16 protein-coding genes and 1 tRNA gene are annotated in these 21,605 nt (G+C 70.5%); 8 read left to right on the top strand and 9 right to left on the bottom strand.

Features of this window, described 5'->3' with window-relative positions; translation table 11 throughout:
• Positions 1-48 precede the first annotated feature (48 nt).
• Positions 49-846, top strand: coding sequence for a BPSS1780 family membrane protein (locus tag NS331_RS05940; RefSeq protein WP_153012757.1), 798 nt, complete (start codon positions 49-51; stop codon positions 844-846).
• Positions 847-867: 21 nt separating this feature from the next.
• Here NS331_RS05940 and NS331_RS05935 read toward each other — a convergent pair whose 3' ends face one another.
• Positions 868-3,273, bottom strand: a complete 2,406-nt coding sequence (locus NS331_RS05935; RefSeq protein WP_058641077.1) for a UvrD-helicase domain-containing protein — start codon at positions 3,271-3,273, stop codon at positions 868-870.
• A 48-nt stretch (positions 3,274-3,321) separates the two neighbouring features.
• Entirely contained in the window at positions 3,322-3,774 is a 453-nt protein-coding gene (gene azu, locus NS331_RS05930) for an azurin (RefSeq protein ID WP_058641076.1), read from the bottom strand.
• Positions 3,775-3,984: 210 nt separating this feature from the next.
• On the opposite strand from azu, the gene NS331_RS05925 reads away from it, so the two are divergent.
• The 3 genes from NS331_RS05925 to NS331_RS05915 all read left to right on the top strand — a co-directional run bounded on the left by NS331_RS05925 (position 3,985) and on the right by NS331_RS05915 (position 5,960).
• Entirely contained in the window at positions 3,985-4,647 is a 663-nt protein-coding gene (locus NS331_RS05925) for an OmpW/AlkL family protein (RefSeq protein ID WP_058641075.1), read from the top strand.
• Positions 4,648-4,870: 223 nt separating this feature from the next.
• On the top strand, positions 4,871-5,848 hold the full coding sequence (locus NS331_RS05920; protein WP_058641074.1) for a GMP reductase: 978 nt from the start codon (positions 4,871-4,873) through the stop codon (positions 5,846-5,848).
• 36 nt (positions 5,849-5,884) lie between these two features.
• Positions 5,885-5,960 (top strand) — tRNA-Ala (locus NS331_RS05915).
• A gap of 288 nt (positions 5,961-6,248) precedes the next feature.
• Here NS331_RS05915 and NS331_RS27350 read toward each other — a convergent pair.
• The 6 genes from NS331_RS27350 to NS331_RS05890 form a co-directional block, all read right to left on the bottom strand.
• Positions 6,249-6,665: an ATP-binding protein gene (locus NS331_RS27350; protein WP_082702286.1), complete on the bottom strand. Its 417-nt coding sequence runs from the start codon at positions 6,663-6,665 to the stop codon at positions 6,249-6,251.
• Positions 6,666-6,709: 44 nt separating this feature from the next.
• Positions 6,710-8,869 (bottom strand): 3-hydroxyacyl-CoA dehydrogenase NAD-binding domain-containing protein, encoded by a 2,160-nt coding sequence (locus NS331_RS05910; RefSeq protein WP_058641073.1) that lies wholly within the window; start codon positions 8,867-8,869, stop codon positions 6,710-6,712.
• Between the two features lie 8 nt (positions 8,870-8,877).
• Positions 8,878-10,086, bottom strand: a complete 1,209-nt coding sequence (locus NS331_RS05905) for an acetyl-CoA C-acetyltransferase (protein ID WP_058641072.1) — start codon at positions 10,084-10,086, stop codon at positions 8,878-8,880.
• Between the two features lie 133 nt (positions 10,087-10,219).
• Positions 10,220-10,384 carry a rubredoxin gene (locus NS331_RS05900; RefSeq protein ID WP_058641095.1) on the bottom strand — a complete coding sequence of 55 codons (165 nt, stop codon included), beginning with the start codon at positions 10,382-10,384 and terminating at the stop codon, positions 10,220-10,222.
• On the bottom strand, positions 10,381-11,292 hold the full coding sequence (locus NS331_RS05895; protein WP_058641071.1) for a fatty acid desaturase family protein: 912 nt from the start codon (positions 11,290-11,292) through the stop codon (positions 10,381-10,383). Before NS331_RS05895 ends, NS331_RS05900 begins: the two co-directional genes overlap by 4 nt.
• 49 nt (positions 11,293-11,341) lie before the next feature.
• The gene (locus NS331_RS05890; protein ID WP_058641070.1) at positions 11,342-12,934 is read right to left on the bottom strand and encodes a GMC family oxidoreductase; all 1,593 of its coding nucleotides are present in this window, start codon (positions 12,932-12,934) and stop codon (positions 11,342-11,344) included.
• Between the two features lie 224 nt (positions 12,935-13,158).
• Here NS331_RS05890 and NS331_RS05885 point away from each other — a divergent pair, with 224 nt between their 5' ends.
• The 4 genes from NS331_RS05885 (at position 13,159) to NS331_RS05870 (ending at position 19,673) form a co-directional block, all read left to right on the top strand.
• Positions 13,159-15,849 carry a winged helix-turn-helix domain-containing protein gene (locus NS331_RS05885; protein WP_058641069.1) on the top strand — a complete coding sequence of 897 codons (2,691 nt, stop codon included), beginning with the start codon at positions 13,159-13,161 and terminating at the stop codon, positions 15,847-15,849.
• A 127-nt stretch (positions 15,850-15,976) separates the two neighbouring features.
• Entirely contained in the window at positions 15,977-16,639 is a 663-nt protein-coding gene (locus NS331_RS05880; protein WP_058641068.1) for an OmpW/AlkL family protein, read from the top strand.
• A 2-nt stretch (positions 16,640-16,641) separates the two neighbouring features.
• Positions 16,642-18,111: a coniferyl aldehyde dehydrogenase gene (locus NS331_RS05875; protein WP_058641067.1), complete on the top strand. Its 1,470-nt coding sequence runs from the start codon at positions 16,642-16,644 to the stop codon at positions 18,109-18,111.
• Complete coding sequence (locus NS331_RS05870; RefSeq protein ID WP_206597322.1) at positions 18,108-19,673, top strand: AMP-binding protein; 1,566 nt, start codon at positions 18,108-18,110, stop codon at positions 19,671-19,673. The genes NS331_RS05875 and NS331_RS05870 overlap by 4 nt, the downstream gene beginning before the upstream one ends.
• Before the next feature lie 91 nt (positions 19,674-19,764).
• On the opposite strand, the gene NS331_RS05865 is transcribed toward NS331_RS05870, so the two are convergent.
• A complete protein-coding gene (locus NS331_RS05865) occupies positions 19,765-21,564 on the bottom strand; it encodes an acyl-CoA dehydrogenase C-terminal domain-containing protein (protein ID WP_058641066.1) in 1,800 nt (599 codons plus the stop codon).
• Positions 21,565-21,605 lie beyond the last annotated feature (41 nt).

The raw sequence follows: 21,605 nt of genomic DNA, 5'->3' as shown, positions 1-21,605 counted from the left end.
GAGACTGAGCGCCCTGCGCCACGCCGGGCCGATCCCTTCACGCCCTTCATGAAACTCCAAATCGTCTCGCCCCGCACCGGCGTCCAGTGGATGCGCGAGGGCCTGCGCGCCTTCCGCAGCCAGCCGATGGCCTTCTTCTCGCTGTTCATGCTGTTCATGTCGGCGATCGCCATGCTGTCGGTGCTGCCGCTCGTCGGCGGGCCGCTGGCCGTGGCCCTGGGCCCGGCGACCACGCTGGCCCTCATGGTGGCCAGCGAGCGCACCGTGAACGGCCGGGCCGACGCCGCCGCTGGCCGCGCGGCGTCGGCCGGCATCTTCCTGCAGGCGCTTCAGGCCGTGCGTGCGCAGGCCAAGCCGCTGGCGGTGCTGGGGCTGCTCTATGCGCTGAGCGCGCTGGCGGCCGGCGGGCTGGCCACGCTGGTCTTCGGCGACCCCTTCGACGGCGCCTTCGGCGACGACGGCGCGCCGCAGGCCGCGGTGGTGCAAAGCACCGGTTTCCAGATCGCCGTGCTGGCCCGGCTGCTGTTCTATGTGCCGGTGGCGATGGCCTTCTGGCATGCGCCGGCGCTGGTGCACTGGCATGGCGTGACGCCGGTCAAGAGCATCTTCTTCAGCCTGGTGGCCTGCTGGCGCAACATGGGCGCCATGACGCTCTACGGCCTGGCCTGGGGCGGCGTGGTGCTGGCGATCAGCCTGCTGATGAGCCTGGCGGCGTCGCTGCTGATGGCCGTGAGCGGCGCGAGTGCCCTGGGCATGGCGGTGATGGTGGGCGGATCCTTCCTGCTCTCGGCGGCCTTCCTGGCCTCCGCCTGGTTCACCTTCAGGGACAGCTTCAGCGTGGACTGAGGGCGCGTCGCGCCCTCCGCCTCACTCGACGGGCGTGAGCTTGGCCACGCTCAGCGCCAGCCACTTGATGCCGTGGCGGTTGAACTTGACCTGGGCGCGGGCGTCGTCCCCACTGCCTTCCAGTGCCGTCACCGTGCCTTCGCCGAACTTGTTGTGGAAGACCTGCATGCCGGAGCGCAGGCCGTGCGACGGCGCCGCGCGCTGCGGCACCGGGGCGGGCGCCGGGCTGCCGCTGCCGCCGTAGCCCGAGGACGAGAAGCCGCCGAAGCCGCCGCTGCTGCTGCGCGCACCGCCGCCCGCGCCGCTGCCGGCGAAGTGGCCGAAACCCGACTGCTTGGGCGTCAGCCACTTGAGCGCCTCTTCCGGCAGCTCGTCGAAGAAGCGGCTGCGCAGGTTGTAGCGCGTCTGGCCGTGCAGCAGGCGCGTCTGCGAATGGCTCAGGTACAGCCGGCGCCGCGCGCGGGTGATGGCCACGTACATCAGCCGCCGCTCCTCCTCCAGGCCCTCGAAGTCGCTCATCGAGTTCTCGTGCGGGAACAGGCCCTCTTCCATGCCGGTGATGAACACGCAGTCGAACTCCAGGCCCTTGGCGGCATGCACCGTCATCAGCTGCACGGCGTCCTGGCCGGCCTGGGCCTGGTTGTCGCCCGATTCCAGCGCGGCGTGGGTGAGGAAGGCGGCCAGCGGGCTCAGCGTCTCGCCGGTGTCGGCGTCGGGCGCGAGCGGGTCGTCCAGCACCGGCAGGTTGGGGTCCAGACCCTGGCTGACGGCGCTCTGGCGCAGTTCGTCCACGGGCAAGGCGACGGCGTCGCGGCCGAAGCCCTCCTGCGTGACGAAGGCCTCGGCGGCGTTGACCAGTTCCTCCAGGTTCTCCAGCCGGTCCTCGCCCTCGCGGTCGGCCTTGTAATGCTCGACCAGGCCGCTGGCCTCCAGCACCACTTCGACGATCTCCTTGAGCGACAGGCCCTGCGTCTGCTCCCGCATGACGTCGATCTTGGCCACGAAGGCCCCCAGGTTGGCGCCGGCCTTGCCCGGCAGGCCTTCCACGGCCTTGGTGAGCGGCACGCCGCGGCTGCGCGCCGCGTCCTGCAGCTGCTCGATGCTGCGCGCGCCGATGCCCCGCGGTGGAAAGTTCACGACCCGCAGGAAGCTCGTGTCGTCGTCCGCGTTCTCCAGCAGGCGCAGGTAGGCCAGCACGTGCTTGATCTCGGCCCGCTCGAAGAAGCGCAGGCCGCCGTACACGCGGTAGGGCATGCCGGCGTTGAACAGCGCCGTTTCGATCACCCGGCTCTGCGCATTGCTGCGGTAGAGCACGGCGATCTCCTTGCGCTCGACGTCGTCGCGCACCAGCTGGCGCATTTCCTCGACCATCCACTGCGCCTCGGCAAAGTCACTCGGCGCCTCGTAGACGCGCACCGGCTCGCCCGGGCCCTGGTCGGTGCGCAGGTTCTTGCCCAGGCGCTTCTTGTTGTGGCTGATGAGGGCGTTGGCCGAATCCAGGATGTTGCTGAAGCTGCGGTAATTGCGCTCCAGCTTGATCTGGTGCTGCACGTCGAACTCGCGCACGAAGTCGCTCATGTTGCCCACGCGCGCGCCGCGGAAGGCATAGATGCTCTGGTCGTCGTCGCCCACCGCCAGCACGCTGTTGCCGCCGGACGTGAAATGGCCCAGCGCATCGGTGTGGCCGGCCAGCATCTTGATCCAGGCGTACTGCAGGCGGTTGGTGTCCTGGAACTCGTCGATCAGGATGTGGCGGAAGCGCCGCTGGTAGTGCTCGCGCACCGCGTCGTTGTCGCGCAGCAGTTCGTAGCTGCGCAGCATCAGCTCGCCGAAGTCGACCACGCCCTCACGCTGGCACTGCTCTTCGTACAGCGCATAGAGCTCGATCTTCTTGCGGTCGTCCTCGCCGCGGGCCTGCATGTCGCCGGGGCGCAGGCCGTCTTCCTTGGCGCCGGCGATGAACCATTGCGTCTGCTTGGCCGGAAAGCGCTCGTCGTCGACGTTGAACTGCTTCATCAGCCGCTTGATGGCCGACAGCTGGTCCTGCGTGTCCAGGATCTGGAAGCTCTGCGGCAGGTTGGCCAGCTTCCAGTGCGCGCGCAGGAAGCGGTTGCACAGGCCGTGGAAGGTGCCGATCCACATGCCGCGCACGTTGACGGGCAGCAGCGCCGTCAGGCGCGTCATCATTTCCTTGGCGGCCTTGTTGGTGAAGGTGACAGCCAGCACGCCGCCAGGCGAGACCTGGCCGGTGGAGATCAGCCAGGCGATGCGCGTGGTGAGCACGCGCGTCTTGCCGGAACCGGCGCCCGCCAGGATGAGCGAATGCCCCTCGGGCAGCGTGACGGCCGCACGCTGCTCGTCGTTGAGGTTGGCAAGAAGGGGGGAGTCGGCCGCCGTCGGCTCGGCGTGGGGGCCAGGAAAGGACATCCGCCGATTGTAGGAAGCGGGGCCTGCGCCGGCCCCGCGCAGGGCTGCTTACCTGGCCAGGGCGAAGCTGCCCTTCATGACGCCAGAGTGGCCCGGGAAGGAGCAGAAGAAGGTGTAGCTCTCGCCGGCCTTGAGCTTGCTCACGTCCACGGCCACCGAATCGCTCTCGCCGCCGCCCACGACCCTGGTGTGGGCGATCACGCGGGCGTCGCCGGGCTTGACGTACTGCTTGTCCAGGCCGGCGGCGATGCCGTCGTTGGCCACGGCCTGCACGTCGGCGGTCTTCGCCAGCACCCAGTTGTGGCCCATCGCGGCCTTGGGCATCTTGCCGGCGTGCCTGAGCTGCACGGTGAAGCTCTTGCAGGCCTTGGGCACGTCGATGGCGGTCTTGTTGAACTGCATGGCGTCGTTGCCGTCGATCTGCACGCTGCAGTCGGCGGCATGGAGGGGGGCGGAAAGGGCCGCCAGGAGTGCTGCGGCGACGAGGAAGCGAGACGGCATGGAGAGTCTTTCGGGATGCGGTTGAAGTCACGGGCGGCCCGCCCATCACGGGCCGCGAAGGCATTGTGCGAAGCGCGGCCCAGGCATGCATGACCTGGATCAAGCAAGCGGCAGTGGGCTTCCCGCGGCTTTGCGCGCTTGCGCCGCATCAACATCCCGGGGCCGCGCGCGGCCCACACTGGCCTGGCTTTCACAACCAGCGCAGAACGCATGTCCAGACTGTTCGCCCTCCGGGGCACCTCCCTCCTCCTTGCCGCGCTGCTGAGCGGCGGCGCCCTCGCCCAGAGCGCTTCGGCCCCCGAAGGCCCCTGGCTCGTGCGCGCACGCGCCGTGCGGCTCGACCCGGCCGACAAGTCCAGCGCCATCCCGTCGCTGCTCGTGCCCGCCGATGCCATCCACGTCGACGCCAAGACCATTCCCGAGCTGGACGTGAGCTACTTCTTCACGCCCAACATCGCCGCCGAACTGGTGCTCACCGTGCCGCAGAAGCAGCGCGTGACCGTGCAGCAGAGCGCCCTGGGCGGCCCGGTGGACATCGGCAGCTTCAAGCACCTGCCGCCCACGCTGATGCTGCAGTACCACTTCCTGCCCGAAGGCACTTTCCGGCCCTACGCCGGCGTGGGCCTCAACTACACGCGCATCGGTTCCGTGAACCTCAACGTGCCGACCGTCGGTGCGCTCTCGCTCGACAGGAGCAGCGTGGGCCTGGCCCTCGGCGCCGGCCTGGACATCAAGCTCGCGCCCCAGTGGTTCCTGAACGTCGACGTCAAGAAGGTCAAGATCGACTCGGACGTCCGCCTGGGCTGGCAGACCGTCTCGAAGGTGAAGATCGATCCGTGGCTTGTCGGCGTGGGCATCGGCTACCGCTTCTGACCCTGCCGGGGCGCGCAGGCCCCACAACCTTGCGTTTATAGAGGCTATACGCCAATCCGTAGGTCGCCCCGCGGGGGGCACGCCTACACTCAATCACCGGGCCCAAGATTCTTGCGCCCGGTTTTTTTGTGCCCTGCCTTTCGATGGCGGCGGCACAGGACGACCGGCCAGGCCAAGCGCTCATCCTTTTCGTTCAACCACGATTCCCGGAGCCTGGACTGCCATGCAGATCTTCGATTACGACAACGTTCTGCTCTTGCCGCGCAAATGCCGCGTGGAGAGCCGTGCGGAATGCGACACCACGGTGCAACTCGGCAGCCGCCGCTTCAAGCTGCCGGTGGTGCCCGCCAACATGAAGACCGTCATCGACGAGGCCCGCTGCCTGTGGCTGGCGCAGAACGGCTACTTCTACGTGATGCACCGCTTCGACCTGGACAACCTGGCCTTCACGCGCCGGATGAAGTCGCAGGGCGCCTTCGCGTCGATCTCGCTGGGTGTCAAGGACGCCGACTACCGCACCGTCGACGCCATGGCGGCCGAAGGCCTGGTGCCCGACTACGTGACCATCGACATCGCCCATGGGCATGCCGACAGCGTGCAGCGCATGATCGGCTACCTCAAGCAGAAGCTGCCGCAGACCTTCGTGATCGCCGGCAACGTGGGCACGCCCGAGGCCGTGATCGACCTGGAGAACTGGGGCGCCGACGCCACCAAGGTGGGCATCGGTCCCGGCAAGGTGTGCATCACCAAGCTCAAGACCGGCTTCGGCACGGGCGGCTGGCAGCTGTCGGCGCTCAAGTGGTGCGCCCGCGTGGCGTCCAAGCCCATCATTGCCGACGGCGGCATCCGCGAGCACGGCGACATCGCCAAGAGCATCCGTTTCGGCGCCACGATGGTGATGATCGGCTCCCTGCTCGCCGGTCTTGAGGAAAGCCCGGGCGAGACGGTGGAGGTGGACGGCAAGCGCTACAAGGAATACTTCGGCTCGGCCTCGGACTTCAACAAGGGCGAATACAAGCACGTCGAAGGCAAGCGCATCCTGGAGCCGGTGCGCGGCACCTGGGAAGGCACCTTGCGCGAGATGCAGGAAGACCTGCAGAGCGCCGTGAGCTATGCCGGCGGCAAGCAGCTCATGGACATCCGCAAGGTCAACTACGTGATCCTGGGCGGCGACAACGCCGGCGAGCACCTCTTGATGTGAAGCCCCGTCGCGCGCCTATAATCGCGCGATTGCGTTGGGGGGGTAGCTCAGCTGGGAGAGCGCCGCGTTCGCAATGCGGAGGTCGGGAGTTCGATCCTCCTCCTCTCCACCAACAGATCTAACCCGTTGATCTTCGACGGGTTTTTTTGTGCCCGACCCAGGTGTCCCACGACGGCGTCCCACTTTCTTGGATCACCTCGTTGAAGCTCGCTTCGCACCTCGCCCGGTTTCGCCACGGCGTCTTTTACTTTCGGCTCACCATCTGTGCCTCTGGCGCCACAAGAGAACAGCGTGTCTTCGTTGGAACCAAGGATTCCCACTAGGCCAAGCTCAAGGCCCAGTGCCTCGCCGGAGTAATCGCTGCACAAAGGGAGCGGCAGCCAAGAGAGGCTTCCTTGGATTACCTGTGGCTCGCTGCGTATTTCGGTGATCCTGACCACTGATTTCGGGATCGTGAACGGCCCGAGGCAATCGAGGTGGGTTGCGCGTAGTCAATATAGTTTTGGGGCCCACTGGGTCTTTTCGGGGCCACCCTCGTCGTGGGGCCAGGGCGCTGCCCGCCGTGTGGCGCAGCGAGTCGCCCCTGAGGCTGAGGCGTTGCTGCTTGCCCAGTCGTCGAGCACCAGCACTTCAATGCGCTCCAGACTCGCCAGCCATGTGGGGAACCCCTCCTTGCCGTGCAGGAGCGCAGTTCCTCGGCCGATCGCGGCACGCGCAGGTACAGCGCCGACTGCCCCCGCCGGCAGGTCTGCTGGGCCAGCGCGCACGCCAGCCAGCGCTTGCCGGAGCCCCTTGGGCCAATGATGGACCCCGCCATGCCTCGCTACCCAGACGTAGGGGGTCATAACCATGCCGAGTTCGTCAGCCCATGGGCGGATAGAAAGGCGCGTTCCGCAGCGCCCGCTCGACCAGCCATGGTGACGGCTGGTAGCGCGGACCGTGCAGCCGGGCCATTTCCTGCGCGTCGGCGACGAAGCGCGCCAATCCCACCGTCTCGATGTACGACAGCACGCCGCCCGTCCACGCCGGGTAGCCGATGCCGAGGATCGAGCCGACGTCCGCGTCCGCCGGGTCGCGCACGACCTCCTCTTCCATGCAGCGTGCACCTTCCAGCGCCTGGATCGTGAGGAAGCGCCGACCGAGGTGATCCACCGAGGGCTGCTGCGCTGCCACCGGCCAGTGCTCGGACAACCCTGGCCAGAGGAACTTGCGACCGCCTTCCGGGTACTCGTAGAAGCCGGCGCCGGCCGCCTTGCCGCGCCGGCCGAGCTGATCGACCATCTTGCGCGTGGCATCGATCGACAGCACCGGCTCGTGCGGCGGCTGTACGCCGTCCGCGCGCCACTGCTCATACACCTTGAGCGTGATGTCGAGGGACACCTCGTCGATCACGGCCAGCGGCCCCACCGGCATGCCGGCCTGGCGCGCGGCGTTCTCGATCAGGGCCGGCGCCACGCCCTCCTGCAGCATCGCGATGCCCTCCTTGATGAAGGTGCCGAAGACGCGGCTGGTGAAGAAGCCCCGGCGGTCGTTGACCACGATGGGCGTCTTTCGCAGCTGCGCCGCCAGATCCATGGCGCGGGCCAACGTCCGCGGGCTCGTCTGCTCGCCGACGATCAGCTCGATCAGCGGCATTCGCTCGACCGGCGAGAAGAAGTGGACCCCGATGAAATCCTCGGGCCGCTCGAAGGCCTGGGCCAGTCCGGTGATCGGCAGCGTCGAGGTGTTGCTGCCGAAGATTGCCGTCGCCGCCATCGCGGCGCAGGCCTGGCGGGTGACTTGCGCCTTGATGTCACGGTTCTCGAACACGGCCTCGATCACGAAATCGCAGCCGGCCAGGCTGGCATGGTCGGTGGCGGGACGGATGCGCGCAAGCACCGCATCGGCCTGCTCCCGCGTGGTCCTGCCGCGCTCGACCGCCTTGTCGAGCTGGCGTGCGGCATGGGCCTTGCCCCGCTCGGCCTGCGCCAGCGTGCTGTCGAGCAGCACCACCTCGATGCCCACGCCGGCAGCGACGTGCGCGATGCCCGCGCCCATCATCCCGGCGCCCAGCACACCCAGCCGCGCGACCTTGGAAGGCGGCACGCCCACAGGCCGGTTGGCGAGCTTGTCGATGCGGCCCTTGTTGAGGAAGAGGGTGCGCATCAGGTTGCGGGCGACCGGATCGGCCAGCAGACGGCCGAAGTACTTGCGTTCGACGCGCAGGCCCACGTCCAGCGGCAGCTGCGTGCCTTCGTAGACGCACGAGAGGATCGCCAGCGGCGCCGGCAGGTTTCGCTGCGTCTGGCCTGCCAGCAACGTGGTGCCGGCCGTGAAGCTGCGGCTGGCATGCGGCGCGGTCGGACCGGCCCCGCCGGGGATTCGGAAGCCCTTGTCGTCCCAGGGCTGGACGGCCCTGGGCTGCGCGAGCAGCCACCGACGTGCCGCCGCCACGGTGTCTCCGGCCGGCACCAGCTCGTGCACGATGCCCAGCTTGAGCGCCTCGGCGGCCTTCACATGGCGCCCCGTCAGCAGCAGGCCCAGCGCCTTCTCGATTCCGATCAGGCGTGGCAGACGCTGCGTGCCGCCACCGGCGGGCAGCAGGCCCAGGCCGACCTCGGGCAGGCCGACCACGGCCTTGGGCTGGTCGGCCATCACCCGGCGGTGGCAGGCCAGGGCCAGTTCGAAGCCGCCGCCCAGGGCCGGCCCCTCCAGCGCCGCCACAAATGGCTTGCCGCAGGCCTCCATGCGACGTGTCAGCCTCCCGAAGGCCTCGCCCAGGGCCACGCCCTGGGCCGCAGGTACGGGCCCGGCGTCGAGCAGCGCCAGCATCCCCTTGATGTCCGCACCGGCGACGAAGGCACCCGGCTTGGCGGAGGCCAGGATGACACCGGTGATGCCGGGCGCGGCCGCCACCTCCTCCACCGCGGCGGCCAGGTCCTCCACCAGTTCGGGCGTCAACACGTTCATCGGCCGGTCCACGAGGTCGATGTGGATCAGGGCGACACCGTCGTCGCCCAGGCGCAGTTCAAGAGTCTTCATGGCTTCGTTCAGACACGTTCGATGATGGTGGCGGTCGCCTGGCCTGCGGCAGCGCAGAGCGTGACCAGGCCGGTGCGAAGGCCGCGGCGCTCCAGCTCGTCGAGCACGGTGCCGACCAGCATGGCGCCGGTGGCGCCGAGCGGATGGCCGAGCGCGATGGCACCACCGTTGACGTTGACCCGGTCGTGCGGCGCGCCAGTGGCGCGCATGAAACGCAGCACGACGGCGGCAAAGGCCTCGTTGACCTCGAACAGGTCGATGTCTCCAATGGTCATGCGGGCGCGGCGCAGGGCCTTCTCGGTGGCGGCGGCGGGGCCGTCCAGCATCACCGTGGGCTCGCTGCCCACGGCCGCATAGGCGCGAACCCGGGCGCGCGGCCTCAGGCCCGTTCGGCGTCCGAACTCTGCCGAGCCGACGAGCACAGCGGAGGCGCCGTCCACCACACCGCTGGAGGTGCCGGCCGTGTGCAGGTGCCGGATCGCCTCCAGATGCGGATAGCGCTGGAGCGCCACCGCATCGAAGCCGCCCTGCTCGCCCACGGTGTCGAAGGCCGGCCTCAGTGCGGCCAGGCTCTCGGCGGTGGTGCCAGGCCGCGGAAACTCGTCATGGTCCAGCACCACCTCGCCGATCACGTCGCGCACCGGCACCAGCGCGCGAGCGAAGCGGCCCTCGGCCACGGCAGCCGCGCAGCGGCGCTGGCTCTCCAGGCCATAGGCATCGAGCTGCTCGCGGGTGTAACCATCCAGGGTGGCCAGCAGGTCGGCGGACACGCCGGTGGGCGTGAAATAAGACTGCCAGATGACCTGGGGGTCGCTCACCCAGGCGCCACCGCCCGAGAGCGAGGCCACGCGCGACATCGACTCCACGCCGCCCGCCACGATGGCGTCGGCCTGGCCGGCGACGACCTGCGCCGCTGCCAGGTTGACGGCCTCCAGGCCCGAGGCGCAGAAGCGATCGAGCTGGATGCCGGGCACATGCTGCCCATAGCCGGCCACGAGCGCGGCCAGGCGGGCGATGTCGGCGCCCTGCTCGCTGTAGGCATTGGTGCAGCCGAGGATCACGTCGTCGACGAGCGCCGTGTCGAGCGCGTGGCGGTCGCGCAGTCCGGCCAGGACCTGCGCGGCCAGTTGCACGGGCGTGATCTCGTGCAGCGAGCCGTCGCCGCGTCCCCGGCCGCGCGGGGTGCGCACATGGTCGTAGATGAAGGCAGCTTCCATGAAAAATCGGTCTCCGTGGAGAAGGGCCCGGACCGGCCCGGGCGCGGCGCGCCGGCGGCGCTGAACGGCGCCCGAGTCTGTCCGACCCGGGGCTAGAAGAAATCGTCGAAATCGACGAAGGCGGGCGGTGCGGCTAGTCCGGATCGCGCGTGTAGTCGGCCTTGGTGGCGCCGCATTCGGGGCAGCACCAGTCCTCGGGCACGTCGTCCCAGCGGGTGCCGGGCGGCACGCCGGCTTCGGGATCGCCACGGGCCTCGTCGTAGATGTGGCTGCAGTAGCTGCAGCGCCAGATGCTCATGCCGCGCTCCGCCGGCCCGGCCACACCTCCGCCCGGATGGCCAGGCCCTTCTGCACGGCCAGGTCGCGCTGGCGCAGCTCGGGCTCGATCAGCCGCCAGATGCGCGGATGGTTGTACGGCGGTGCCGAGGGATAGAGGTGGTGCAGCAGGTGGTAGTTGTGGAACTGCAGCAGCGGGCCGAGCCAGCGCTCGCCGCCGAAGCGCATCGAGGTGGCGAGGGTCAGGTTCTGCTCGGCCGTGACGTCGTGCTTGACGTGCGGCAGCCAGAAGAAGACGAAGCCGAACAGCATCATGGTCAGGCGCGCCGGGATCAGCCACAGCCACAGCACCTCGCGCCCGTGACCCAGCCAAACCAGCACGCCGACGACCGCCAGCAGCACGGCCAGCGCGGCGAATGTGTGGCGCAGTTGCCGCCGGCCGATGGCGTCGCCGCGGCTGGGGATGAACAGCAGGTAGCCCAGGTCGAAGCTCATCCAGCGCAGCGGCAGGGTCCACCAGCGGCCGTGGATCCACTCGTCCGGGTCCTTGTCGCCGTTGGTGTGGCGGTGGTGCTGCATGTGGGCCCAGCGGAACATGCCGAGGGTGCCGTGCGGCGCAATGAGCAGCAGGCCGATGCGGCCGATCCAGTCGTTCAGGCGCGCGTTGGACGAGACGGCACGGTGCGTCGCATCGTGAATCACGCCGAAGAGCGGATACATGAAGAGCACGTTCAGCACGCAGGCCGCGCCATAGGGCAGGCTGCCGCGCAGCGCGAGCACGTCGGTGCCGACGACGCCGACGATGGACACCACCCACATCCAGAAGGTGGGCCAGGCCAGCCGTGGCGGCAACGTGAGCGCGCGCAAAGGCCCGGCCTTGTCGGGCGGGATGGCGACGGGCCGGGCGTCGGGGGGCAAGGTCTTGTTCATGGCGATGTCTCCATTGGATGGACGGGAAGAAGACGGAAGCAGGCGAGCGTCATGCCGCCTCGCGCATCAGGTGGGCGGCGCGCTCGCCAACCATGACGCAGCAGGCATGGGTGTTGCCGCCGATGGCCGACGGGATGACGGAGGCGTCGGCCACGCGCAGGCCGCGGATGCCGTGCACACGCAGATGGGCATCGACCACCGCCAGCGGATCGGGGCCCATGCGGCAGGTGCCCACGGGATGGAAGATGGTGTCGGCGCCGGCGCGGATGGCCGCCCGCACCTCGTCGTCGCTGCGCGGCGGATGGCGCTCCAGGGTGCGCAGGCCGTGCGCCGACAGGGCCGGCTGCGCCAGGATGCGCTCGGCCATGCGGTAGCCGGCGAGCAGCGTCTCCAGGTCCTGCGGGTCGTCCAGGAAGGCCGGGTCGATGCGCGGTGCCGCCTGCGGGTCGGCGCTCTCCAGCCGCACGGTGCCGCGCGAGCGCGGCCGCAGGCAGCACACGTGCACCGACAGGCCGTGGCCCATGCGCAGCTTGCGGCCATGCTGCTCCAGCATCGCGACCACGAAATGCAGCTGGATGTCGGGCTCGGGCAGGTCGGGCCGCGTCTTCAGGAAGGCGCCGGCCTCCGCCGCGTTGGAGCACAGCAGGCCGCGCCGCTCCCGGCGCCACGCGCGCCAGTGGCCGCCCAGCCGCCACAGCCCGCGGGCCGACAGGCCCACCAGCTCGGGGCTGTCGCAGCGGCGCACCAGCACATGGTCGATGTGGTCCTGCAGGTTCTCGCCCACGCCCGGCAGGTGGTGCTGCACCGCGATGCCCAGCGCCTGCAGCTGCGACCCATGGCCGATGCCCGACAGCATCAGCAGCTGCGGGGACTGGAAGACCCCGGCCGCCAGCACCACCTCGCGCCGGGCGCGCACGGTGTGCCGGCCGCCACCGTAGAGGAACTCCACCCCCACCACGCGGCGGTCCTCGATGAGCACGCGCGTGGCATGGCAGTGCGTGCGCACCGTCAGGTTGGGGCGGCCACGGTGTGGCGCCAGGAAGGCGCGCGCCGCCGAGCAGCGTTCGCCGCCCACCTGGTTGAGCTGGAAGCGCGTCACGCCCTCCTGCTCGGCGCCGTTGACGTCGGGGTTGTAGCGGTGGCCGGCCTGCACGGCGGCCTGGATGAAGTGCCCGGTGAAGAGGTTGCCGCTGCGCTGCTCGCCCACATGCAGCGGCCCGCTGCGGCCATGGAAAGGCCCGTCCAGCGTCTCGTTGCATTCGCTGCGCGTGAAGAAGGGCAGCACTTCGTCGTAGGACCAGCCGGGATTGCCCTGCGCCGCCCAACGGTCGTAGTCGTTGCGGTGACCGCGCACATAGACCATGGCATTGATACCCGACGACCCCCCCAGGCCGCGCCCGCGCGGCTGGTAGCCGCGCCGCCCACCCAGGCCGGGCTGCGGGACCGTCTCGAAGCCCCAGTTGTGCCGATTGGGCCGCGGCACCAGCGCCGAAATGGCAAAGGGCATGCGGTGCATCCAGCTGTCGCCGTCGCCGCCGGCCTCGAGCAGCAGCACGCGGCAGCGTGCGTCCTCGCTCAGGCGCGACGCCAGCGTCGCGCCGCTCGATCCGCCGCCCACCACCACGTAGTCGTAGCTATCCAAGGTCGTCCGTCCGTTCTGTGGCCATGACGGGAAAGCGTAGTGAGCGGGCCCGGGCCCGCCCCCGGACGAAAGTCGGGACTAGGGCAAACACCCATCGGGGCCCTACAGCGGCCCCTGGCGTGCGATGCCGGGCCGAACCCATACTTTCGACGGGCTCGGCCGACCGGCGTTGCGCTAGCCTGCGGGCGCGGGCTGGTCCCGAGAACAAGAACATGGAGACAGGCATGACATCGACCCACGGCGGCGCCGCCACGGCCACGCCCCTGCAGCACAGCCGGCTGCGCCCACCGCTCTTCGAATTCGAGCCCGTCGTGCCACCGGCCGCCGAAGGCCTGATGCGCGGCACCGCATTGCCGCGCCTGCTTCTGCTGCATGCGCCCCCCGGCTTCGGCAAGACCGTGCTGATGGCGACGCTGTATCGCCGGCACCGAGAGCGCGGCCTGCCCTGCGCCTGGGTCACGCTGGACGACCGCGATCACGGCCTCGATGCACTGGTGGGCAGCATCCTCGCGGCCCTGGCGCCGCCCGTCGCGGGCGGCCAGGCCGGCCAGCGCGCGCCGGCCTGCGCGGGCACGGACCGCCTGACCGAACTCCAGCGGCGCCTGGCGCGGCTGCAGGCGCCGCTGGCCCTGTTCGTGGACAACCTGCACTACTGCACCGACGAGGGGTTGGGCGCGCTGCTCAACGCGATGGTGTTCGACAGCGGGCAGCCGCTGCGGCTGGTGCTGTCCACCGTGCACGAACTGCCGATGGACCTGGGCCGGGCACGGCTCGAGCTGGGCGCCATCCAGCTGGGGCCCACGCAACTCGTGTTCGACCGCCAGTGCAGCGCGCACCTGTTCCGGCAGCAGGGCTTCGAGGCACTGGACGACGCCGAGATGGCCCGCATTCAGCAACAGACCGAAGGCTGGCCGGCAGCCCTGCGGCTGCTCACGGTGCTGGCCCAGCAGCACGGCAGCGTCGCCGGTGCCCTGCGGCAGTTTCCGGCGCAGTCGGCCGACGTGGCCCAGGTGCTCACGCAGCGCGTGCTCAAGGGCTTCGAGCCGGCCCTGGTGCGCTTCCTGCACGAGATTGCCGTGCTGCGCGAGTTCTCCCTGCCCCTGGCGCAGCAGGTCACCGGCGACGCGCGGGCCGCCCGCTGGCTCCAGTTGCTGCGCGCCCGCAACGTGCTGATCTTCACGCTCGATGGCCAGGGCGAATGGCTGCGGCTGCACACGCTGCTGCGCCATCACCTGCTGGCCGACGCGCAGGCCCTGCTCCCGCCGGGACGGCGCCAGCAGATCCTGCTGGCCGCCGCGCAGTGGCATGCAGGGCACGGCCACATGACCCAGGCCATCGACCTGGCCATCGAGGCCGAGGCCTTTGCGGCCGCGCGCGCGTGGCTGGACCGCGCCGCCACGCAAGTGGTCGCCGACCGGGGCCTGCTGGGTCAATTCATGCGCTGGGTCGACGTGCTGAATGCCGCGGGCTGCCCGCCCTCGCAGGACACCCTGGCCTGGTACATCTGGTCGCTGTGCTTCACGCGGCAGCCCGAGCGCGCGCTGCAGGTGATCGACACCCTCACGGCCAACGACACGCCCCATGCCGATGCCACCCATCAGGGCCTGCGGCTGCAACGCGCCGTGGCCCTGGCCCACTGCGACGCCACGCGGCCCTGCCAGGAGAACGCCGAAGCCTGGCTGGCCCACGACGACGGCCGCGACGCCCACGGCCGCTGCATCGCCCATGCCTGCCTGGCGGTGTGCGAGCTGGCCGTCGATGCGCCGCTGGCCGCGCGCCGCCACCTGATGCTGGCCGAAGGCGCCATCGCGCACACGGCCAGCTTCTATGGCAGGGCCTGGGTCGAGGCCGTCGCCGGCTGCATCCTGCTGGCCCTGGGCAGCCCGGCCGAGGCCGAGCGCCGCCTGGCCGGTGCCAAGGGCGACCTGACCGCGGCACTCGGCCGCGACTCGGACCCGATCCGCACCATCGACTTCATCCGCGCCCGTGCACTGATGGATCTGGGGCGCACGGAAGAGGCGCATGCCAGCGCCCTCGCCGGCCTGGACCAGGCGGGCCGCCATGGCGTGACGGACTGCGTGATTCCCGGCCTGTCGGTGTGCGCCACCGCCTGGCAGCCCGACGACGCGGACTTCGCGCGGCGGCTGGAGGCGGTGGCCCTGAGCTATCCGCCGCGGCTGCAACGCCTGCTGCATGCCTTCCTGCTGCGGCGGCTGCTGCGGCTGCAGTTGCACGACGAGGCGCGCGAGATGGCGCGCACTGGCGGCCTGCTGGCGATGGCCGAGCCGCCGCGGCCCGAGATGGCTCCGTCGTGGAACTGCGGGCAGCTGCGGCTGGTGCGCGTAGAGCTGATGGCGATCAACGGCCACGCCGCGCAGGCCCTGGACCAGGCGGCCGCGCAGATCAAGCAGGCGCGCGGTGCGGGCCGCATCCGCGAGCTGGTGGACTGGCACCTGCTCGCGGCCGGCATTCATTTGCAGGGGGGCGAGCAGGCACGGGCCCTGCGCCAGTTCGCGCTTGCCATCGGGCAGGCCGCACCGCGCCAGATGCTCGGGCCCTTCGACGAGCACCGGCACACGGTGCAGGCCATCCTGCAGCACGCGCGCGCCAAGGACTTCGGCTTCACCCAGCCGCAGGAGCTGGACTTCCTGGCGCAGTTGCGCGCGCCCGTCCCGCCCGCCGCCGCAGGCCCGTGCGAACCCACGCCCACGGCGGCCGCGGAGCACATGACCGCGCGGGAGCGCCAGGTGCTCGAACTGCTGGGCCTGGGCCTGGACAACCAGCAGATCGCCGACCAGGCCGGCATTTCGGTGCCGACGGTCAAGTGGCACTTGTACAACTGCTACGCCAAGCTGGGCGTGAAGACCCGCATCGCCGCCGTCACCCGCGCGCGGCACATCGGCGCCATCGCCTGAGCGCCCGGCGCCGCCTGGGTTTTCCCGGAGCGGCGCCCATACTTTCGAAGGGTCGGGCGCGCAGGCGCGCCGCGCACCATGGCAGCTCGATTCATCCCAATCAGAGCGCCTGGCGCCGGAGACACCCATGACCCCCCATCCCCTGCGTGCGATCCTCATCGCCGCCGCCGCAGCCGCGGCCCTGCCCGCCCTTGCCCAGGACTCGCCCTGGTCGGTGCGCGCCGGCGTCGCGGCGATCCGCTTCTCGCCCGACAGCACCATCGAACTGCCCACCGGCGTGCCCGTGCCCGGCGCGGCCGTCGGCGTGAAGAACAACACCGCCGCCGCGCTGGAGATCGGCTACGAGCTCGCGCACGACTGGACGCTGCGCTTCGCCATGGGCAACCCGCCCACCACCACGCTGTCGGCGGCCGGCACACTGCCGCCCGCCCCCACGGGCACGCTCGGCAAGATCCGCTACGCGCCAGCCATGCTGACGCTGACCTACGGCTTCGGCGACCTCGGCCCCATCCGGCCCTACGTCGGTGCCGGCGTCAACTACACCTGGGTGATGAAGGAGACGGACGGCGACATCGCCCGCCTGAAGGCCGACAACGCCTGGGGCAGCGTGCTGCAGGCCGGCTTCGACGTCCCGCTGTCCAGGCAGTGGAGCCTGTTCTTCGACGCGCGCAAGGTCTTCGTCAAGACCCAGGCGCGCGGCGTGGTGCCGGCGGTGGGCAACGTGCCGGGCAGCGCGCGGATCAAGCTCGACCCCGCCATCTACGTCGTCGGCGTGGGCTACCGCTTCTGAGCATGCACGGCCAACCCGACGAACCGACGGCCGGCCAGCTGCAGGCGCAGCTGGCCGCCATGCGCGCGGCCTTCGCGGTCCGGCCCCATCCGCCGGCCCGCCATCGGGCCGAGCGGCTGCGGGCGCTGCAGGCGGCCCTGCTGCGCCACCAGGACGCGCTGTGCGAGGCCATGTCCGCCGACTTCGGTGGCCGCTCCATGGCGGAGTCGCGCCTGGCCGACGTGCTGGGCCTGGTGCTGGAGATACGGCATGCGCTGCGCCATCTGCGGCGCTGGATGAAGCCCCAGCGGCGGCACACCGAGCTGCTGTTCCGCGGCAACGCCGCCTGGGTGGAATACCAGCCCAAGGGCGTGGTCGGCGTCATCGCGCCGTGGAACTTCCCTTGCTACCTGGCGCTGGGCCCGCTGATCGCCGCAGTGGCGGCGGGCAACCGCGTCATGCTCAAGATGTCGGAGTTCACGCCGGCCACCACCGTGGCCGTGCAGCGGCTGCTGGCGGAGGTTTTCGACCCCGACGAGGTATTCGCCACCGGCGGGCCGGTGGCGGTGGCGCAGGCCTTCTCGGCACTGCCCTTCGACCATTTGGTGTTCACCGGCTCCACCACCGTCGGCCGCGAGGTGATGCGGGCCGCCGCCGAGCACCTGGTGCCCGTCACGCTGGAGCTGGGCGGCAAGTCGCCCACCATCGTCTCGCGCAGCGCCGACCTGCACGACGCCGCCGCCAAGCTGGCGCATGGCAAGAGCTTCAATGCCGGCCAGATCTGCATCGCGCCGGACTACGCGCTGGTCCCCGCGGAACACATGGACGCCCTGGCCGAGCGGCTGCGGCAGGCCTTCTGCGCGATGCATCCGCAGGGCGCCGCGCGCGACGAGGACTACACCTGCGTGGTCACTCCGCGCCATGCCGAGCGCATCCATGCCCTGCTGCAGGACGCCGCGGACCAGGGCGCGCGCATCGTGTCCTGCGGCGAGGCCGGGCCGGGGCGCCGCATCCCGCTGCAGCTGGTGCTGGACGTCAAGCCCTCCATGCGCATCGCGCGCGAGGAGCTGTTCGGTCCCATCCTGCCCTTGCTGCCCTACGGCGACTTCGACGAGGTGGTGCGCCATCTGCAGCAGGGCCCGCGCCCGCTGGCCCTGTACTACTTCGGCCGCGACCGCGCGGAGTCGGCACGCCTGCGCCGCGACACCCACGCTGGCGGCATGACCCTCAACGACTGGGGGTGGCACGTGTTCCAGAACGACCTGCCCTTCGGCGGCATCGGTCCCTCCGGCATGGGCAGCTACCACGGCGTGGAGGGCTTCCGCACGCTGTCGCATGCCAAGTCGGTGTTCCAGGTGCGCCGCTTCTTTCCGGTGCGGCTGTTCCATCCGCCCTACGGCGGCGTGGTGCAACGGCTCAGCCTGGCGCTTTACCTCGGACGCCGCCCCTCCCCATCCTCGCCGCAACCCCACCCCCAGGAGGCTTCCCGATGACCCCGACCGACTTCCATCCGCTGCACATCGGCATCCATGCCCAGGCCAACCCCGAGCGAACGGCGGTGGCGATGGGCGACGGCAGCGCCGCCCTCAGCTACGCCGCGCTCGACCGCCGCTCGCGCCGCCTCGCTACCCACCTGCGCAGCCGCGGCCTGCAGCGCGGCGACCACATCGCCGTGCTCATGCGCAACAGTTGCGACTACCTCTGCGTCTGCTGGGCCGCGCAGCGCAGCGGCCTGTACTTCACCCCGGTGAACTGGCACCTGGCCATGGAAGAGATGGCCTACATCGTCGAGGACTGCGGCGCCCAGGCCCTGGTCGTCTCGCCCACCGAGGTGGAGGCCGCCCGCGCCTTCGCCGGCCGCCTGCCCAGGCTCGCGCAGCGGCTGGCGGCGGGGCCGGCGCAGGCGGGCTTCGACAGCCTCGATGCCGTGTTCGACGATGCCGCGCTCGACGACATGGCGCTGGACGAGGTGGAAGGCCAGCCCATGTTCTATTCCTCCGGCACCACCGGGCGGCCCAAGGGCATCAAGCGGCCGGCGGGTGCCGCGCCCTGGGGAACGCCGGGCGTCGCCGACCAGCTGGCCAGTCGCCTGCATGGCATCGGGCCCGACGCCGTGGTCCTGTCGCTGGCGCCGCTGTACCACGCGGCGCCCCTGTCCTGGGCCATGGCGGCTCTTCGCCAAGGCGGCCGCGTGGTGGTCATGCCGTCCTTCGTGCCGGCCGAGGCGCTGGCGCTGATCGCACGCCACCGCGTCACCCATGCCCAGTTCGTTCCCACCATGTTCGTGCGCATGCTCGACCTGCCGGCCGAGGAACGCCAGCGCCATGACCTGTCCAGCCTTCGCATGGTGGTGCATTCGGCAGCGCCCTGCCCGGTGGACATCAAGCGCCGCATGCTCGACTGGTTCGGTCCCGTGGTGCATGAGTACTACGCGGGCAGCGAGAACAACGGCCTGTGTGCGGTGGGCCCGGCGGACTGGCTGGCGCACCCCGGCACCGTCGGCCGGCCGGTGTTCGGCCAGGTGCGGGTGCTGGACGAGAACGAGGATGAGCTGCCGACCGGCGAGGTCGGTGCGCTCTACTTCAGCGGCACACCACCCTTCGAATACCACGGCGATCGGGACAAGACCCGCCGCGCCTTCAGCAAGCAGGGCTGGAGCACGCTGGGCGACTTCGGCCATGTCGATGCCGAGGGTTTCGTGTACTTGGCGGACCGGCGCACGGACCTGATCCTCTCCGGTGGCGTCAACATCTATCCGCGCGAGACCGAGGAGGCGCTGGCCCTGCATCCGGCGGTGCAGGACGTGGCGGTGGTGGGCGTGCCCAGCGCCGAGTTCGGCGAGGACGTGCTGGCCGTGGTCGAGCTGCGCGCCGGCCTGCAGCCGGACGCGGCGCTGGCCCAGGCGCTCATCGACTTCAGCCGCGGGCGGATCGCGCATTTCAAATGTCCGCGGCGCGTGGAGTTCGACACCCTGCCCCGCACCGCCACGGGCAAGCTGCTGCGGCGGCTGGTGAAGGAGAAATGGCGCCAGGGGGCGCCCGCCACCGCGGCATAGCCTGCCGGGCCGGCGAAGCCGGCTACGGCCACCACGGGGGTGTGACGCACGGCCCCCCGACCCGCCCTCGCTGCACCGGCGCCGCGGCCACTCAGACGAACAGCCGTTCCTGCGGCAGCCGCGACAGGCTGTGCATCTCCGTGCGCGCGATGCGGCAGCGGAAGTCAGCCTCGGGCAGCAGTCGCGCCACGTAGAACTGGGCCGTGGCCAGCTTGGCCGCATAGAAGGGATCGTCCGCGCCCTGCGCGAGCCGACGCTGCGCCACCTGCGCCGCCTGCGCGAAGAGCCAGGCGCACACCAGGTGGCCGAACGCGCAGAGAAAGTCGCAGCCCGCCGCACCCACCGCGTCGGGCTCATGCGCGGCGGCCTCGGCGATCTCGGCCGCCAGTTGCTGGATGTCGTCGGCATGCGCCAGCAAGGCCGCGCAGAAGACGGCCATGCCGTCCTCCTCGCGCGCCGCCTCGGCGAAGCGGCGGATCTGGCCGAGCAGCAGCCGGAACTTTCGGCCGCCGTCGTTCATGATCTTGCGCACGATCAGGTCGCGAGCCTGCACGCCGGTCGTGCCTTCGTACAGCTGCGCAGCCCGCAGGTCGCGCACGATCTGTTCCACGCCGTTGTCGCACACGTAGCCATGACCACCATGCACCTGGATGGCCAGGTCCGCCACCACGGCGCACTTCTCGCTCAGGAAGCCCTTGGCCACCGGCGTCAGCAAGGACAGCCGGTCCGCCGCGGCCTCGCGCTCGACCGGGTCGGTGGCGCGCGCCTGCACGTCGAGCGCCAGCGCGAGCCAGTACACCAGCATGCGCCCCGCTTCCACATAGGCCTTCTGCGTCAGCAGCATGCGCCGCACGTCGGCGTGCTCGACGATGGGGTCGGCCGGCAGGTCGGGCCGCCGGGCGCCGCCGGACGCGCGCATCTGCAGCCTCTCGCGCGCATAGGCAACCGACTGCCCATAGGCCGCCTGCCCCATGCCGACCGACTGCGCACCGACGCCCAGCCGGGAGGCATTGATCATGACGAACATGTTGCGCAGGCCTTGGTGAGGCTGGCCGACGAGCCAGCCGGTGCTGCCGTCGAAGTTCATCGCGCAGGTGGCGGAGCCGCGCAGGCCCATCTTGTGTTCGACCGCCGTGGCGACCATGCCGTTGGGCACGGTGGCCAGGCCGCCGTCTGCCGCCGGCAGGAACCTGGGTACCACGAAGAGCGAGATGCCGCCCACACCGGCCGGCGCCCCGGGCAGGCGGGCCAGCACCAGGTGGACGATGTTGGGCGCCAGATCGTGTTCGCCGCCGGAGATGAAGATCTTGGCGCCGCTGATGCGCCAGCTGCCGTCGGACGCAGGCTCCGCGCGGGTGCGCAGCAGGCCGAGGTCACTGCCGCAGTGCGGCTCGGTCAGGCACATGGTGGCCGTCCATTCGCCGGACACGATGCGCGGCAGGTAGGCATCGCGCTGGGCCTGCGAGCCGTGGGCCAGCAGGCACTGATAGGCGCCGTGGGCCGTGCCCGGAAACATGGTCCAGCCCGGGTTGCAGGCATTCAGGATCTCGGAGACCGCGCTGTGGAGCAGCTCCGGCGCATCCTGGCCGCCATAGCGGCTGTCGGCGGCGAGCGCCGGCCAGCCGGCCGCCACGTACCGGGCATAGGACTGGGCGAAACCGGCCGGCGTCTTCACACGGCCGTCCTCGATGCGGCAGCCCTCGCGGTCGCCGGAGGCGCGCAGCGGAAGCAGTTCGCCACAGGCGAAGCGGCCGGCGGTCTCCAGCGTCTGGTCGAGGGTGGAGGAATCCCAGCCACCCAGGCCGGGCAATGCGCCCAGCACGGCTTCGGTCTGCAGGAGTTCGTGCAGAACGAACTGCATGTCGCGCAAAGGGGTGTCGTAGCGAAGCATGGAAGGCTTTCTTGACGTCGGAACGGCCCGCCGGGTGAGGA

Source organism: Pseudacidovorax intermedius, from assembly GCF_001476815.1.
Taxonomy (GTDB): domain Bacteria; phylum Pseudomonadota; class Gammaproteobacteria; order Burkholderiales; family Burkholderiaceae_C; genus Xenophilus; species Xenophilus intermedius_A.
Note: the sequence above shows the minus strand (reverse complement) of the source record. Positions and strands in the feature narration are given on the sequence as shown.

Bases quoted from the DNA above. Each gene is read 5' to 3' on its own strand.
- NS331_RS05925 (WP_058641075.1), top strand. From the start codon at position 3,985: ATGTCCAGACTGTTCGCCCTCCGGGGCACCTCCCTCCTCCTTGCCGCG.
- NS331_RS05880 (WP_058641068.1), top strand. From the start codon at position 15,977: ATGACCCCCCATCCCCTGCGTGCGATCCTCATCGCCGCCGCCGCAGCC.
- NS331_RS05895 (WP_058641071.1), bottom strand. From the start codon at position 11,292: ATGAACAAGACCTTGCCCCCCGACGCCCGGCCCGTCGCCATCCCGCCC.
- NS331_RS27350 (WP_082702286.1), bottom strand. From the start codon at position 6,665: ATGGCGGGGTCCATCATTGGCCCAAGGGGCTCCGGCAAGCGCTGGCTG.
- NS331_RS05900 (WP_058641095.1), bottom strand. From the start codon at position 10,384: ATGAGCATCTGGCGCTGCAGCTACTGCAGCCACATCTACGACGAGGCC.
- NS331_RS05910 (WP_058641073.1), bottom strand. From the start codon at position 8,869: ATGAAGACTCTTGAACTGCGCCTGGGCGACGACGGTGTCGCCCTGATC.
- NS331_RS05905 (WP_058641072.1), bottom strand. From the start codon at position 10,086: ATGGAAGCTGCCTTCATCTACGACCATGTGCGCACCCCGCGCGGCCGG.
- NS331_RS05940 (WP_153012757.1), top strand. From the start codon at position 49: ATGAAACTCCAAATCGTCTCGCCCCGCACCGGCGTCCAGTGGATGCGC.
- NS331_RS05885 (WP_058641069.1), top strand. From the start codon at position 13,159: ATGACATCGACCCACGGCGGCGCCGCCACGGCCACGCCCCTGCAGCAC.
- azu (WP_058641076.1), bottom strand. From the start codon at position 3,774: ATGCCGTCTCGCTTCCTCGTCGCCGCAGCACTCCTGGCGGCCCTTTCC.
- NS331_RS05870 (WP_206597322.1), top strand. From the start codon at position 18,108: ATGACCCCGACCGACTTCCATCCGCTGCACATCGGCATCCATGCCCAG.
- NS331_RS05920 (WP_058641074.1), top strand. From the start codon at position 4,871: ATGCAGATCTTCGATTACGACAACGTTCTGCTCTTGCCGCGCAAATGC.
- NS331_RS05865 (WP_058641066.1), bottom strand. From the start codon at position 21,564: ATGCTTCGCTACGACACCCCTTTGCGCGACATGCAGTTCGTTCTGCAC.
- NS331_RS05875 (WP_058641067.1), top strand. From the start codon at position 16,642: ATGCACGGCCAACCCGACGAACCGACGGCCGGCCAGCTGCAGGCGCAG.
- NS331_RS05935 (WP_058641077.1), bottom strand. From the start codon at position 3,273: ATGTCCTTTCCTGGCCCCCACGCCGAGCCGACGGCGGCCGACTCCCCC.